We start from the raw sequence: 16,508 nt of genomic DNA, 5'->3' as shown, positions 1-16,508 counted from the left end.
AGAAAATGTAGGAAATCAGGGTATTTTATTTGTTGGAAGTTCCCTTAAAAAAAAGATGTTAAAAGAAATATTTCATAATTTTAAAGAAAAATATTTAAAATAAAAATATGCGGCAACAATGAGAACAACAAAAGGATGAAAAACTTTTTCCGCATAACTGAGGAATGTTATTGCCCGCCCTTGTTTGTGTCGAATATAAAGGAAGATTGATATTCCCACGGAGAACGTCACGAATAAATACATGGCAAAAAGTCCGTATTCCACAGTCAGTAAATATTCCACTGGTAATCCTGATAAAAGTATCCGATGGCAGACGGCATTTGATATCAGTATAAGCATAAAGGACAGTACACGGGTTCCGAGCCGGTTCGGCGGAACAAGGCAGGTCAGGCACAAAACAACTGCCATGATGATCATTGGGACAAAGTTTTTTATCAGATTCAGCCCTTTTCTTTCAATTCGGATGGCCGCGTTGAACTGAGAAAACGTAATTATATTTTGCACATCAAAAAAGATCGGGTTGCCAAGCGTGGACATTGTGCTGATGCTGTTCTCGTAAAATGATATGTCATTCCCTATATTCCATCCGGGGACAGGTCTCACCGGTATTTTTCGTTTGTTGCCTTCACTCCGGAACCGGGGAATGAAACGAGCCAAGGACTGAGGCATTCCCCATTCATCCGGAATATAAATAAGTTTATCTCTTGTCTGGTCAGTATGACGGAATCTGATACCGATCATATGATGGTCAAAGGGATAATCATGAAAATCAAATTCTGCTTTAAAATCAGCCTTTATACGATATACCCGGGTGATAACATCGTTTTTTACCTCCTCCATAATCGGCTGATCCACAATCGGCTGATCATCCAGCAGATCCGCAAGTTCGCTGTCCGAATCCTTTTTATCCGGAATCACAAGATTTATAAATTCAATATCAGCATCATTAAAATCGTCCTGAAAACGGAACCAGAGGTAAAAATCTATGGTATAACCGGAGTTTTTCACGCGTATGTTGCTCACCTCATTAATGTGAATACCTGTATATACCACACGGACCCTGTTCATAATTTTTCCGTTAATTGAGATCAATTCACCTGTCAGCATTTTTTTGATAATTTTATCAATAGGTTTTGAGGTGGTTGGCTGCTGATATTGAAAAAACGAAGTCCGAAATTGTTGCTTATCATAAAAACCCATTGCATAAGGTCTTTCAATATCGCCATTCGCATTAAAGCAAATATTCCCGGTAATGCCTCTGATGGCATGTTTGTTGGTGCGGAAATTTGCCAAAGCATCTCTTATTTTTTTCCGATTATTTGCTATATTTTTATTGCTCCGAATGTCAGCTTTTTTAATGGCCTCGACGGCAGCATACATTGCGTCATAATAACACGCTGCGATCCATGAAGGCGCTTCATTATATTTATCAATATACTCTTGTTTGAAATTATAGGTTTTTTCAGTGCCGATATCCATCAGATAGGGAGATGCTGCATAGATACCATCTGAATAGTGTCCGGGAGATGACTGTTCCCGGGGATATTTACTGAATCTTTCGACAAACGACCGGGCAGAAAATGAGTCAGGACCGATAATGGAATATGCTGTGTCCGGATTTTCATCTTTTAATAATTTGACAAGTTTGACCCCTTCGGCCCCGTGGGTTGCCAAAAATATCATTCCCGGATCATTTGTGGCGGCTATTTTCTTTGCAATATGTGCCAGTTCTTTATTCAAATATGGATCTTTTATATCAAATCCCTGTTTTATGCTGATACTGATTCCCAGTTCCCTGGCCGCTGTTTCAAAACTTTTTGCAAGAGAAGCACCGTAACTGTCCTGATCAAAGATGAGGCTTACCGATGTCGCGTTTAATGCCCTGCTAATATAATGTGCGATAAAATTCGCCTGAATGGTGTTGTTGGGTATGATTCTGAAATACCATTCATTTTCAAGGGTGACGCTTTCAGCAGTGGCAGATGCGGTGATCGCGGGTATTTTGCCTTTTTTATAAATGTTTCCCGCGGCAACTGAAATGGGACTGCTTGAATGTCCGAGTACGAGTAATGCCTTGTTTTCAGATACAAGTTTGACAGCCTCTCTTATCGCGGTACGCTCATCTCGATGATCGTCTGTTATAATCAGTTCTATTTTTTTGTTTTCAGGCCCTCCGCCTTGGTTACGAATTTTATCGAGATACAGAAGGCTTCCTTTTAACATTTCCTGTCCCCATTTTTTATAAGAGCCGCTCATCGGTCCTGCAAGCGCAATATAAATAATTTCTTTTTTCAGACGGGGGACGATATACGACAGAGAGAACACAATCAGACAGACAGATATGAACAGCAGATGTATGAGCAGATTTTTTTTCATAAAGCGGTTCTCTGTTTTTGCTGCTTGTAAGTCATCAGGGATATTATGGTAAATATTGCTGCTGCTCCGTATATTGTAAAAAAAGCATATTCAATCGCTAATATATGTTCTGCTGGTATATCTGATCTGATCTCCGAGTGATAAATGGCAGTTGTTGTCAGAACACCCATGAGCATTGATATCTTAATTTCAATTCTGTCGGATGGCACAAAGTAAACTAAAAATAATATCACAGTGATAATAAAAAAAGGAAAACAAATTTTTAAAGCAGCATCCATGCCCTGTTTTTTTATTCGGATGGCAGCATTGAACTGAGAATAAGAAATCGGATTCTGAGGATCATAAGCATCTGAGTCATCAACAGAAGGGGTAATCATATTCTGATAAACCCATATTTCGCTGATATTCCAGCCAGTCAGCGCATTTATCTCTTTTTTTCTGACATTTTTTTTGTACAGATACGGCAATCCCGGAACATCGGCAACGTAACACAGGGTGCTTCCGACCCGGGAAATATGGCGGAACCTGACAGGTATCACCTGACATTCAAAAGGATAAGTATAAAAATTAAAATTACTTTTAAAATCAGCTTTCACACGATATGTCCGAATCGTGACATTTCTTATTATCTCCTCCATGACAGGCTTACCCAGTTTAATGGGATTCACTGCATTCACAAAAACGATATTGGAATCATCAAAGTCCTTCTGAAAACGAAACCAGAGGTAGAAATCTATGGTACAACGAAATCGTTTCATATCTAACTTGCTGATTTCGTTAATATCAATTCCCGTGTAAACGATCTGGGTTTTTACCATCACTTTTTCGTCAATGACAATCATTGCGCTCTCATCACCAGGACCTTTGGGAATATTATGATCTGAGCTGTCATCAGATAAGAGTTGCCGATATTGTGAAAATGCCGGAAGCAGCTTATTCTTTTTATAGATTCCCACAGACAGCGAATTCTTAGCATTTCTGTTTTTATCAAAAAATATATTTCCGGTTATGCCTTTTACCGAGTTATATTCAGGATCAGACATATTTTCCAGGTGTTCTCTGATTTGTCTCCGGTACTTTCGTATATTCTCATTTTCCCGATTTTTGGATTGTCTGACAGCTTCAACAGCAACATGTGCGGCATCATAATAGCAGGCTGCCACCCATGAAGGTTCCTCATTGTATTTATCCAGAAATTCCTGTCTGAAAACCTGAGCTTCTTTGTTGGCAATATCAGCTAAGAACGGAGATACCGTATAAATGCCATCTGAAAAATGTCCGGGGACCGCCTGTTCCTGGGGATATTTAAGGATTCGCTGAGTAAACGCATCTGTCGCAAACGCATCCGAACCGATAATGGCGTAATTCGCTCCTGCATGTTTTAATGTGGTGACAATCCTGGCTCCTTCGTCACCCTGGGCCGCGACAAAGATTATTCCCGGATTTTTTATGGCTCTTAAGCTGTTAATAATTTTATTCAGTCCCTTATTCAGATGACCGTTTTTCGCGTCAAAGCCCCATTTCCCTTTTATCCTGATTCCCAAATCACAGGCTTTTTTTTCAAAATATTCAGCAAGTTCAGTTCCATATCTGTCCTTGCTGAATATAATGCATGCGGATTTTTTATATAAAGATTTGCTGATATAGGTGGCAATAAAATTTCCCTGAAAGCGGTTGCCTGATATTATTCTGAAATATAAACCGTTTGCCAATGTAACATCTTCGGCTGTGGCTGATGCGGTTATGGCAGGTATGCCGCTTTTTTTATAAATTCTTCCCACTGCAAGACAGGTGGGACTGCTAAAATGTCCCAGCACAAGCAGTATCTTATCATTCTCTGTAATATCTGAAGCAGCGTCTATGGCGGCGCTGATCTGATTTTTATCATTAAAAATAAGTAATTTTATCTTTCTTCCGTTGATTCCCCCTGTGTGATTTACTTTGTCCAGATACAGCTTAATCCCGTTCAGCATTGCACGACCTTCTGAACGGTGATTTCCGCTCAGAGGGACGGCCGCGGCAATATAAATTTCTTCTTTTCTGAAAGCGGAATCTGAGAACCATAAGAAAAAAATAATAATCAGACCAGATATAATAAAGGATGAAAGAATGATCAGTAATGTTTTTTTCATCAGATGGGAATTTATAATATTCTGGGTAGTCCTGCAAAGGTAGTGATGAATCCCGTTCAGTTCCCCGGTTGTCAGGACACTGAATCTCATTCATCACTACTTGTGCAGGACTACCATATTCTGTAATGCCAAGATTCAGTAAATCGGAACTACGACAGGGCATGCATTTTTAATCATTTTCGAGCGGCTGAGAACAGTCAGATAAGGATAAAAGACCTTTTTTATGTGATAATTCTGTTGTTTGGTTCCTGTATTTCGATGATCAAGTTTTTTTCTGTCATTCCTGCGAAAACAGGAATCCACTGCTCCCGGAACCCTGGCATCGCCAAAAAACGAATTTCTGATTTCCCAGGCTTCGTTCGGCGAACTCAGCCGAACGGAATGACAGGCTGTTTTGGTCGAACCGGGTCAGAGAAGTTGTGTATCCTGTTTTTCGTTTCCACGCTTCGTATGGGAATGCTTTGATATCAAAGGTTCCGGCCGCAAGGACGAAGTTCAGGACGCGAAGCGTCCGCACTGCATTCCCACGCGAAGCGTGGGAATGAGATTTTTCTCAATTCTCAATTCTCAATTCTCAATTCTCAATTCTCAATTCCCAATTCCCAATTCTCAATTCTCAATTCTCAATTCCCAATTCTCAATTTTTTAATTCTTAACCCCTGCAAGGCAAGAATGAGCAATATAGGCATAGCGAGAAGACTGAAACGCCTTCCGGTTTTTATGGGAGATGTATTGCTTGCCGTTTGAATAAAACAGTTGTCACCAGAAACGATGGATGAAAATGCAGGCAGTGAGTCGGAAATGGTCACAACTTCAGGAGTAAACCCGTCATAAGATGTTTCTGATGGTTTAGCCAGTTCATCCAAACTGGATGCGACATGATCCCAGTAATCTGTCTTGTCATACAACAAACCGCCCTTGCCTTCAATCATATGAAGATGGTCGTAATCAGGACACAGAACCGCTTTTCTGAAATTCATCCTCGCGGAAAAATCCTTCAGTCTGACTTCATAAGAATCCGGTGCAAACCAGTTATTATCTTTTTCTGTTTCATATACGGGTTCGTTTGCAGCATCCTTTTTCAAGAACAAGGCACTTTGTAACGGAACCATTCCGTCATTTGCCACAAAATAATATTGAATGTCTCCTTTTGACACCATATCTGCCATCACATGCGTGGCGATCTCAAGTCCCACGTGATCTGTGAAAGAGAAACTCAGCCAATTCACGGATCCCTCCCAGCCACCCAGTTCAGTATCATAACCGGCATAAGCTATAATTTTACCGAAATACCGCTGATCCTGGTTTAATTCTTCCAATGTTCCAAATGAACGATCAGGAATATAAATGGTTTCATCTGTCTCAGATTCGCCCAGACTCGGATTTTCCACATTGGCGTCCATGACGGAAAGGATGTGGTCATTTCCCAGATGTGATTCCAATGAAAATTCAACATATGGAATTCCATTCTCGGGTCCGTCAAAATTGTCCCATGCCAGTTCCATGGTTCCGAAATCCGTGACATTCACAACAGCATCATCATCGTATCCGTAGAAAATATTCGCCAAGCTTGTATCTCTGAATTTTCCTTCAATCGTATGCAATCCCCAGTCCGGGACTGCCCCCGGGGAACCATGATGAGGAGTGGCTAGCGTGACCAGTCCGAGAACCCGGTCTCCGTGGTTTCCGTCTCCGTATTTGCACATATAAGCCCTGGAAACCAGCCCGCCTCTGCTGTGGGCTAACAGCAGAATGTGTCTGTCTGTTCCGAACTCTCGGGTAATGGCGTCTCCGAGTTCTTTGGCATTGCCTGAGTTTCCGTCAAAACCGATCCGCTTCCTCGTGTCATGATGAAACCGCCAAATTTCATAAGTGTTATCAACGTCCGAATTGTCAGAGACCCAGTTCAAAAAATCGCCCCATCTGTCGTTTTTTACCTTATAACTGTTATCCCCATGTACGAGGATTAGCGGAATCTTATCTTCAGATTTTTCGTTTTCAGAAATCAGCCCCCAGTCTCCGCCTTCCCGGGAAGTTCCGCTTTTAGCTGACGGGACAGTTTTCTGGCTTAATTTTTCTCTGAGACAGGCTTTGCGTTCAGGATTATAAACCGCATACGCGCCTTGTTTTCTTACTTCAAATGTCGCAGAAAAACCATCTGCTCCGACAATGGCGGTCATATCTGTTTTTGCCCATGATGTGCCTGTAAGATTTGGTTTTACGACATCCAGTTCAGCAGCAGGCTGAACATATTTTATAAGCGGAACGGTCACCTGAAGAAAAAGTTCTTTTTCGTAAAAGATAATTCTGACAGCAGCTAAGACCGAAGGCCGCGTATCTGACGCATTTAAATAAATTTTTTCCAGTGTTCTGAAATAATCCTGAATGATTATCTCCGCAGGGTGATTCAGATGCTGAGACCCTGCAATGATTTTCGCGTTTGAACGGGTGCAGATACGGCCGCCTTCTGAGCGAATGATACTTGAAGTTTCAGGAACAGGTTTATTAAGGTCTGTCGGTATAATATCGCCCGCGAAGCAGGCTGAACTATAAAAAATTAAAGACAAATAAACAATGCCGGCCAAGGCAATCGCTTCTTTTTTTACGAACATCTCTGTTTCTCCTTTGCAATCGCTTTTTTTACGAACATCTCAGTTTCTCTTTTTTTGAATCAAAGCGTTCAGGCACTTCCGGGACACCTTCAGTAGATCGAAAAGTTTTCGGGCCGTCACAGGACGGACGGGGGAGAAACCCCATATGCATCAGGCTAAGAATGCCGGACGGGGTTTGCAACCCCGTCCGAAACGTTTGTTTTCGGGGGTCGGAAAATATTTCGGACGGGGTTGCAAACCCCGTCCGGCAGATCACGGATTAATAAAAACAATGAGTTACGATCTTAGCCTGATGCATATGGGGAGAAACCCGGCTTTTTCCGGCGGGGAGGTGCCCCTTTTTTTGCAGGACGGGGTTTGCAACCCCGTCCGGAATATTTTCCGGATCGCCGCCCGCAAACGTTTCGGACGGGGTTGCAAACCCATATGCATCAGGCTAAGATTACAACCTACTGTTTTTATTAACTCTGATTTTGCAGGACGGGGTTTGCAACCCCGTCCGGAATATTTTCCGGATCGCCGCCCGCAAACGTTTCGGACGGGGTTGCAAACCCATATGCATCAGGCTAAGATTACAACCTACTGTTTTTATTAACTCTGATTTTGCAGGACGGGGTTTGCAACCCCGTCCGGAATATTTTCCGGATCGCCGCCCGCAAACGTTTCGGACGGGGTTGCAAACCCCGTCCGGCAGCCGTCCCGCATTCTTAGCCTGATGCATATGGGTTGCAAACCCCGTCCGGCAGCCGTCCCTCATTCTTAGCCTGATGCATATGGGAGGTACCCCCGTCCGGGAAAAAGCCGGGTTTCTTTGCTATCCCGCGCACAGTCCGGAAACTTTTCGATCTACTGACCTTGGAAAAGCAGAAATCTGTGTCGGAAAATCCTTCTCAGTCCCCGAATTTTTTTGATGTGCTGATGTTGCTTATTTCTTGAGCAAACCTGATCTGTATTCATGGACATATTTGTTAAATTTTTTTAAAAAACAGGGATTTTTTTTCAAAAATATTTTTGAAAAATATATTCCCATTGGTTTGTCTTTTAAGGTGATCACCTTGAATCTGTCCTCTATTTTTTCGTTTTTTATGATTTCGTCTGTTTCCATATTGTTGGCCAATATTGCGTCAATTCGTTTGTTTAAAAGCATTTTAAGTAATGATTCAGAATTGTTAGGATTCCCTTTGATATTGTAATTATTTTTTTTTAGCCATTGTAACATGTTTGTTCCCATAAATCCCCCCACAGTAGCCTTTTCTTTGAAAAGAGGGTCCGCAGGGTCTGAGGGATTTGATTTCAGCATATACCAATTCCATTTTTGTTCAGCTATTGTCTCTGATATGACCGCATATTCATCCCGAATATTATTTTGTGAAGCTGGAAAAAAACCATCTGCCATATCTCGCTTTACCATCATCTGGGCCCGGTTCCATGGAAATATTTTGATTTCATAGGGGCGCTTCATTTTTTTCAATGCATATTGTACAGAGTTTGCTGCATAACCTTTGAACGTACCGTTTTTATCGACAATCACATACGGCGATACGTTCTGGGTCGTAAGAATTATTTTACTTTTCTTCGGAGTCTGATTTTGGGCCTGGGCAGATAAGGCAAACAACCCAGCTATGAGACAGATAAAAATAAAATTCAATTTTTTTTTTCATATCAACCTCCTGATCTCAGTGGTTCGTAATTTATGATAAAAAAAAGGATTTTCAACTCTTTCACATGAAAATCCCTTTTCTTGTCATAACCTGTCGTATCTGTCAGGTATTTTATGACTTACCCGTATAATAAAAAAACGAATAATCGGATAAACCAGAGGCATATTTATGGCAGTCAGCATTTAAGCAAATAAGGACCTCGGATGATTCAGGAATGAACTGCGAACCGGATTATTTTTTTCCAAAAATCATCTCAGTATGTGATAGAGAAGGCTTCAGTTGTAAGTACCTGACCATAAGTTTTCGATATTCGCCCGGGGAAGAAACCCGGCTTTTTTCCCGGAATGATCCGCCGACCCTGAAGGAAAAAGCCGGGTTTCTCCGAGGTTCGCGGAAAACAAGATGTATAAAAAACTTTTGATCAGGTACTTATCATCTCAGATAAATCCTTGGCACACGCTCCGATATCGCTGACACAATTTCATAATTGATGGTGTTAAGAACTGACGCAATATCATCAGCCATTATGGATGAATGACCCTGTTTTCCGAAAATAACCACTTCGTCTTCCATCCCGACCTCCGGAATATGCCCCACATCAAGCATCGTCATATCCATACATACCCGGCCCGCAATTGGCGCACGGCATCCGCGGACCAGCATATCCCCCTGAGAAGAGAGCAGACGGCTGAGGCCGTCCGCATATCCGATGGGAACCGTGGCAATGGTTGTGGGTCTTTTGGTTTCATAAGTCATGCCATAACTGACATTGAAACCCGCGGGAACTTTTTTCAGATGAACCACTTTGGCTTTCAGCATCATGGCAGGTTTAAGCGCAATACGGGTTTTATCCACTTCATGAGACGGATACAGGCCGTAAAGAGATATCCCGGGGCGTACCATGTCCAGATGCGTTTCAGGCATATCAATAATAGCGCCGCTGTTGGCCGCGTGTTTTATTGGAATATCCATACCGGCAAGACGTAATTCATTTAAAAAAGAACTAAATATTTCAAACTGTTTTTCTGAAAAAGACTTGTCCGAACTGTCAGAAGCCACAAAATGGGTAAAGATTCCTTCCGTCTTCAGCCCCCGAAGCGATAAGATAGCCCTGATTTCAGTTATCAGTTGTTGATTTGCATAAGTTCTTCCAGGCTGACTGACCACCATACCGAGCCTTCCCATGCCAGTATCAATTTTAAGATGAACCGTGATTTTTTTACCGAGTGCAGCCGCACTCCTGGAAAGGATTTCTGCTGTTTCATAAGAATAAACGGTCTGAATCAGGTTGAATTCGATGAGGTCTTTGGCGTGGGTCGGAGGGGTATAGCCAAAAATCAGGATGGGAGCATCAAAGCCGGCTTTTCTAAGCTGAATACCTTCATCTAATCTTGCAACAGCCAGGAAATCCGCGCCGTTTTTCAGAACCTCCCGGGTCACTTCCACATCGCCATGTCCGTAAGCATTTGCTTTTACAACTGCCATGAAACGGACTTCAGGGCGAATGATACGTTTTAGTTCACGCACATTATGTGCAATGGCATTTAAATCAATTTCTGCCCATACAAGTTTCAAGTTTCCAGCCTTCAGTTTTCAGCTATCAGTTTCGAGTTTCGAGTTTCAAGTTTCGAGTTTCAAGTTTCAAGTTTCGAGTTTCAAGTTTCGAGTTTCAAGTTTCGAGTTTCAAGTTTCAAGTTTCAAGTTTCAAGTTTCAAGTTTCAAGTCTCATCCCCTTACGGCCGAAACAATTGTGTCCATCATTTTGGAGGCTCTTTCCCATACAACTTCAAAAGTGGTCGCGGGTATGGCGCTTTGCAACTGAGATTTCATAAATTTTGATCTTTTCTCAGGATTATCCGGAATATGGTAAAAAAATGCTCTGATTTTGCCTTGGTTGCTCAGTTTCTGCATTTTTGTTATAAAATCCTGCTGTTCGTCCACTTTTTGCGGGTGAGGCGTCGGATAAAGAAAAAGAATCTGACCTTTTTTATCTGCTCCGAATTTTGTTATTTCTTTTTCAGGAAAGGGGCATGGTATTGTGGGACAGTCACTTTCTTCATTCAGCAAGTCTGAAAAAATAATGATCTTTCCTCCGCTCCTTTCTCGTAGGACCTGTTTCAGGAGACAGTATAACGGCGTTGTCAGGGGCCTTCCCGGTCGGGGGTTCAATGCAGGAGACACCGCCTGAATCCTATCCTCAACATCATATTTGAAAGTTGTCTCATCCGCAGGTGACTTTGTGGAAACCACACGCATGAAAGATGCTTTTCCGCATCCCGGATTTCCAAAGCTGGAAACATGGTAAGATACGGCCTCATCTCCGATGAAATTCTTTAGCCGGGCAACAACATTATTCTTAAAATCAGCGAGTGTGTCTGAGTCAATCGTTGCAGAAACATCAATTCCCACATAGAAAAGATTCGGATTCGGCTGCCTGATCTGTCTCAGCTCTGTTGCGACTCTCTCGTCGGTAAAATAGAAAAAAGTGGTGACACCGACAATTGTAATAAAGACAACACAGCATACATAAAAGATTTTTGACCTGAACAAAGCTCCCATCATATCTCCCTTCCTGGAAATATTGAAATTGAATCATCAGATTTCGAATATATTTCGGGCTTCAGCTTTTATGAATAAACTGCATCTTGGCTGACCCGATCTCAATGACATCAAACTGTTTCAGGCTGACGGACTCTTTTACGGCTTTGCCGTTCACCTTTGGTTTTGAAATTCCTCCCACATAGCTGAGATAATAGCCGTCAGGACGTTTGCTGATGGTCGCGGCCGTCTGCCCCACCATAAAGCCTTTCAGCACAATATCCGAAGAAGCGTTTTTTCCCAGCTTGGTCAGCTTCTTGCTGAGTTCCACCTCACCGTCACCTCCGGACAGGAAAGACAAAATCCCTAATTTCTCTGTCTCACCAGCCTGGGCCGCTATATTTGAAACATTTTTGGCCAGCATGGACCGGTATTTGCCAGTATCCATCACCATGGTTTCGCTCATTGCCTTATCTCCCATATCCGGCTGAACTTCTCCCTGAGCATATTCGAAAATAAGGACATGTTTGCCAATGGTGATGACATCCTTACCCTTGAGCCAATGAGAAATGGCAAGCTGATCATTTACAAATGTACCATTTTTGCTTTTCAGATCAGTCAGCAAAAAGCCATTGCCTGCCCAGTCAATTTTTGCATGGTGTCCCGAAACTGCAAGGTTTTCAATGACGATATCGTTACTGTCCAGCCGTCCGATGCTGACAGACTGTCCCCTTTCAAGTTTATATTCCCTGATTTTTGTTGAATCCTTTTTAAATTTAAGTGTCAAAGTTGGCATCGCAAAAAATCCCTCTCTTTATCAAGTTACACGTTACGAGCTGCGGTTTACGGTTTCTTCAACACGCGGCACCTCTTCTGGCGCACATCATTCCTTACTCGTAGTACGCAATACTAAGATTACTCCGTACAGACCGCTATAACCAGGCATCCGGCATTTGAATACAAGTGTGCCACTTTCATTTCAGCACGCCTTCTCAGCATAACCAGCGGTGTGTTTACGGGGGTCAGCACTCAGGACTGAGGTATAAACAAGTTATCCTTCCGGGCGTTCCTATATTTCCATATGGGATAAATTATTTATCAAAATCGGAATGTTATTCAGATATCAGTCCTTCATTCCGTCCACAAACCGCGAGAAAAACCCCGCAATTCCGGTTTTTTCATGTTTAATTGCTTTCACCTTTAGCACAATAACGGTTATATTATCTTCCCCTCCGCGTTCGTTGGCCATGTCTACAAGCATCTGACAGCATTTGTCCGGAGATCTGTCTTTTACCACATAGAGAACCTCTTTGGGTTTGACCTTATCGCTTAAGCCGTCAGAAGCGATCACCAGCATATCATTTTTAAAGCACTGATCCTCACATGTATCAGGCCTTACTATTTTTTCAATCCCCATGGCCCGGGTGAGCATATGGCTGAAGGCTTTTCCAAACCGCCTGGGTCCGTTGGGATGAAGCGCCATATGTTCCGCAATAACAGTGTGCGGTACAGATAAGGTTTTTATCGCGCCGTTTCGAATCAGGTAAATCGGGCTGTCCCCCACATTACTTGCGATGAAAGTATCATCAACGGTGAAACAAACTGCCGAAACCGTAGATCCCATGCCCCGATAGGAAGATTTGCTGTTGGAAAGGTCGTGGACCACTTCATTTGACAGACAGATACCGGAAATGAGCCGATTGGCCTCCTTGGAAAACGTATTGTCACCACTGGCCGGTTCTTCCGTATCCGGATTTTCCCTGAACTGCCTCATGTAATCTCCCATGGTTTCTACCACCAGACTGCTGGCGACTTCTCCGGCCTGGTGTCCTCCCATACCGTCGGCTACCACATAAAGTGCCAGTTCGTCGTCCATAAACAAGGAATCTTCGTTGCCCTTCCGCTTTCTGCCTACATCGGTAATACCTGCCGATTCAACAATTACCATTGAAATCCCTTCTTTCTTGAAATCGGAAATTAGAAATCGGTTTATAATTTCTAAGGATTAATATCTGAGTCACTTAACCAGTTCTGCCATTCTGACGAGAGCCTGTATTTCATGCCTCTCGTATGATGTTTTGATCGCAAGGAAATTAAAATATTCCTGTCGTAGCCCGAACTTTTCAATGTCACACAGGCTCATGGTTTTATATAAAGGCTATCATGGATTCCTGCTTTCACGGGAATAGCATTTAAAGCTCGCAAAGATCATTATGACTTGCTGGTCACGGATATTCACAGAAGCTGACCATGAGGGGCATAAATATTATTTATTTTTCATTCCCAACCTTCCAATCTCCAAATTCATTCTTAAAAGCGGGCCGGTTAAATCAGAATGTCACCCTGTTTTTTTCTTTTGCATAATAAGCGTATCAATTTTTTTCCCCAGTGTTCTCAGATGAGCGGCCATCTGGGAGGCCCGCTGATAACGCTTTTCCCGATTTTTTTCCATAGCTTTATTGATTATTTCCACATGAGGTTTTAATAATTTCGGATTCAGTTTTCTCGGATCCGGATGAGGCACGTTCATTATCTGGTGCAAAAGGGCTGCCGGGCTGTCGCCGTGGAAAGGAACATCACCGGTGAGCAATTGGAACAGCATCGCGCCCAGTGAAAAAATATCTGATCGTCCGTCAACCTTTTCACCGGAGATCTGTTCCGGGGACATATAATGAGGTGTGCCTTTTACCACACCGGTCTGCGTCTGAGAGCTGGCTGTGATCCTGGCGATGCCGAAATCGGTAATTTTCACAATGCCATTTTTCAAGAGCATGATGTTCGCAGGTTTGATATCGCGGTGAATAATACCTTTCTCATGTGCGTAATCCAGAGCTTCTGCAATATCAGCCACATAATCAAGTACCCTTCGCATGGGCAGCAGCGTCTTTTTTTTCGTGTATTTTTGGAGATCCTCCCCTTCCAAAAATTCCATGGCAATATAAGCCAGATCATGCTCGTCCCCCGCGTCATAAATGGTGACAATATTCGGATGGGAAAGGGTTCCGGCGCTTTCTGCCTCCCGAAAGAATTTCTGCTTCATGGCCTCTGCCTCTTTGGGATCAAAGTCATCGCTGAACCGGAAAGTCTTAATCGCCGTGGTTCGGTTAATGCGCGGGTCCTGACCCAGATAAACAACGCCCATGGCCCCTTTTCCCAGTTGTTTGATGACTTCGTATCTGCCCAGCGTGGGGCGGGTGTCGCTGCTGCTGGTAAGAAAATCATTTCCGCCTGTCCCGCCAGTCAGAAATCCGTCACCAAATACCATGGTTTCACTGGCCTGAACCAGCTTCCTTTTTCTCGTGCTGACATCTTTGTAATCGCTGTCATATTCTTCTATATATTCATAAACCGAGGCTGCTTTGTTGAGCTGTCGTTTTCTTTCATAATCCAGTCCCAGGTTGTAAAGAATTCTTTTCATCTCATTGTCCACCGGAACTTTGCGGAACTTGTCAAAAGCCAGGTCCAGCTGTCCCTGGTTCTGAAAAGAAAGCCCCAGCATCCGATTGGTTTCAGCAGACTCTGTTTCGATTTTTTCCTTACGGGTTTCAGTGACAAAATATTTTATGGTGACAACGCCGATATAACCCACAATCCATTGCAAAAGCGGGTAGGTTATCTGAATCCAAAGGTCCCGGGATACAAAAAGATAAGTTGATGTCGTGATGAGAAATACGAGGAACAAAACAAAAGACATGGCCGCTATGACTGCCTTTAATCTGGGTAAAATAAAGGTAATCAGCAATCCCAGCATGATGATCATCAGAAATCTGGCGCTGTTGTCCCATGAGGGGCGCAGGACAAATTTTCTGTTCAGCATTGCCCATATGACATTGGCGCTGAACTCTCCCACAGACATAACCTGAGCGGCCGGTGTGCTGATCGGGTTCAATACACCTGCGGCAGAAGGGGTGATTAAAACAATTTTGTCTCTGAATACATTCGGGGGAATTTTATTGTTTTCAACATCGTAAAACGGATAACGTTTAAAAGAATTCTGAGGTCCTTTAAAACTGACCAGAAGCCTGGCGCTTGAATCCGTAGGGATTTCAAGTAAGTTAAGGACAATGGAGGCATCTGGCGACATATGTATCTCATCACTGGGAACATCCAGGGAAATCGCAGCCAGTCTCAATGTGAAAGAAGGAATATAAAAGCCCTGATATTCATATAACAGCTGCTCCCATCTTACCTTTCCGTCTATGTCGTAGTCAAGATTGACATGGCCGATTCCCTTTGAAATTTTAAAAAAATCCGGAATGGGCGTGAGAATCTCATTCCCCCGGGGGCATGTCAGATTACCGGAATTTTCAATCTTTCGAACAGACTGATGTTCCAGGATGGCTCTGATATTATCATCTTTTAATTCTTTTGATATCTCTGATTCTTTGAAAAAAACCGGAAGCACAACATTCTCAGCCTGTTCAAGGGCCTGTGAAAGTTTTTTGTCGTTATCCAGCCTTGAATACGCGTCATTGATAGCCTGAAGCGCCTTGGATATTTTTTTATCTGTTTGTTCCGGATCGATCTGCGTCAGATAGTCTGCCAAGTGTCCGATTTCTTTTAAGGCACGGGTGTCCTCGGGTTCGCTGTAAATAATGTTGAGTCCTATGACTTTTGGTGATGCCTGATTTATTATTTCAAGACATTTGGCAATATGTGACCGAGGCCATGGCCATCTGCCGATTTTTTCTATGGATTCATCGTCAATATCAACCAGAATGATCTTGCTTTCGCTTTCCGGATTGCTCCTCAGCGACATTCTGATATCATAGAACTTACGCTCCAATGTGTCTAAAAAATCTGTCTCCGCGTATCCGAACAGCAAAAAGAGGACAGTGATACATATCCCCCAGTAAATTGCCAGATGTTTTTTCAGAGTACCCATATCAAGTCCCTGCGTATTAAATCCGTTCCGTCAATAACTCGGATTAGTCCCGTCACATTTTGGAAATTTCAGACTGAAAAACCATCCTTATCCGTTTTTTCAAACTGTAAAAGCACATAGTCTGTGGTAATTATATGGACTTTACCTAAAACTCATCTGTATGTCAAATTAAAAACAGGATGCTGTCTCAGAGCAGATAAAATATCTTATTATTATAATGAATTCAGATTGTTGAATTATAGTTTCCGACTTCCGTCCTCTGGCTTCCGAAAAATACTCACACTCAGAGGGCAAATCAGCAAAC

At 42.7% G+C, this 16,508-nt stretch carries 9 protein-coding genes; all 9 read right to left on the bottom strand.

Going from position 1 to position 16,508, the window contains the following annotated elements:
- Nucleotides 1–72: 72 nt before the first annotated feature.
- The 9 genes from dnm_RS01190 to dnm_RS01150 all read right to left on the bottom strand — a co-directional run bounded on the left by dnm_RS01190 (nucleotide 73) and on the right by dnm_RS01150 (nucleotide 16,204).
- On the bottom strand, nucleotides 73–2,376 hold the full coding sequence (locus dnm_RS01190) for an ABC transporter substrate-binding protein (RefSeq protein ID WP_207680899.1): 2,304 nt from the start codon (nucleotides 2,374–2,376) through the stop codon (nucleotides 73–75).
- Nucleotides 2,373–4,598: an ABC transporter substrate-binding protein gene (locus dnm_RS01185; protein WP_207680898.1), complete on the bottom strand. Its 2,226-nt coding sequence runs from the start codon at nucleotides 4,596–4,598 to the stop codon at nucleotides 2,373–2,375. The genes dnm_RS01190 and dnm_RS01185 overlap by 4 nt, the downstream gene beginning before the upstream one ends.
- A 533-nt stretch (nucleotides 4,599–5,131) precedes the next feature.
- Entirely contained in the window at nucleotides 5,132–7,120 is a 1,989-nt protein-coding gene (locus tag dnm_RS01180; RefSeq protein WP_207680897.1) for an esterase/lipase family protein, read from the bottom strand.
- Between the two features lie 925 nt (nucleotides 7,121–8,045).
- A complete protein-coding gene (locus tag dnm_RS01175; protein WP_207680896.1) occupies nucleotides 8,046–8,768 on the bottom strand; it encodes a substrate-binding periplasmic protein in 723 nt (240 codons plus the stop codon).
- A gap of 445 nt (nucleotides 8,769–9,213) precedes the next feature.
- The gene (gene alr, locus dnm_RS01170; RefSeq protein WP_207680895.1) at nucleotides 9,214–10,356 is read right to left on the bottom strand and encodes an alanine racemase; all 1,143 of its coding nucleotides are present in this window, start codon (nucleotides 10,354–10,356) and stop codon (nucleotides 9,214–9,216) included.
- 150 nt (nucleotides 10,357–10,506) lie between these two features.
- A complete protein-coding gene (locus tag dnm_RS01165; RefSeq protein WP_207680894.1) occupies nucleotides 10,507–11,343 on the bottom strand; it encodes a hypothetical protein in 837 nt (278 codons plus the stop codon).
- Between the two features lie 58 nt (nucleotides 11,344–11,401).
- Nucleotides 11,402–12,115, bottom strand: a complete 714-nt coding sequence (locus dnm_RS01160; protein WP_207680893.1) for an FHA domain-containing protein — start codon at nucleotides 12,113–12,115, stop codon at nucleotides 11,402–11,404.
- A gap of 327 nt (nucleotides 12,116–12,442) precedes the next feature.
- Nucleotides 12,443–13,267 carry a protein phosphatase 2C domain-containing protein gene (locus tag dnm_RS01155; RefSeq protein ID WP_207680892.1) on the bottom strand — a complete coding sequence of 275 codons (825 nt, stop codon included), beginning with the start codon at nucleotides 13,265–13,267 and terminating at the stop codon, nucleotides 12,443–12,445.
- Between the two features lie 390 nt (nucleotides 13,268–13,657).
- A complete protein-coding gene (locus dnm_RS01150) occupies nucleotides 13,658–16,204 on the bottom strand; it encodes a serine/threonine-protein kinase (RefSeq protein ID WP_207680891.1) in 2,547 nt (848 codons plus the stop codon).
- Between the last annotated feature and the right edge of the window lie 304 nt (nucleotides 16,205–16,508).

The sequence above is a fragment of the Desulfonema magnum genome, from assembly GCF_017377395.1.
Taxonomy (GTDB): Bacteria; Desulfobacterota; Desulfobacteria; order Desulfobacterales; family 4be13; genus Desulfonema_C; species Desulfonema_C magnum.
This window is presented reverse-complemented; position numbering and strand designations above follow the sequence as displayed.

What these genes read in the sequence shown, in the direction of transcription:
- dnm_RS01155 (WP_207680892.1), bottom strand. Translation starts at nt 13,267, where the DNA reads ATGGTAATTGTTGAATCGGCAGGTATTACCGATGTAGGCAGAAAGCGG.
- dnm_RS01185 (WP_207680898.1), bottom strand. Translation starts at nt 4,598, where the DNA reads ATGAGATTCAGTGTCCTGACAACCGGGGAACTGAACGGGATTCATCAC.
- dnm_RS01150 (WP_207680891.1), bottom strand. Translation starts at nt 16,204, where the DNA reads ATGGGTACTCTGAAAAAACATCTGGCAATTTACTGGGGGATATGTATC.
- dnm_RS01180 (WP_207680897.1), bottom strand. Translation starts at nt 7,120, where the DNA reads ATGTTCGTAAAAAAAGAAGCGATTGCCTTGGCCGGCATTGTTTATTTG.
- dnm_RS01165 (WP_207680894.1), bottom strand. Translation starts at nt 11,343, where the DNA reads ATGATGGGAGCTTTGTTCAGGTCAAAAATCTTTTATGTATGCTGTGTT.
- dnm_RS01160 (WP_207680893.1), bottom strand. Translation starts at nt 12,115, where the DNA reads ATGCCAACTTTGACACTTAAATTTAAAAAGGATTCAACAAAAATCAGG.
- dnm_RS01190 (WP_207680899.1), bottom strand. Translation starts at nt 2,376, where the DNA reads ATGAAAAAAAATCTGCTCATACATCTGCTGTTCATATCTGTCTGTCTG.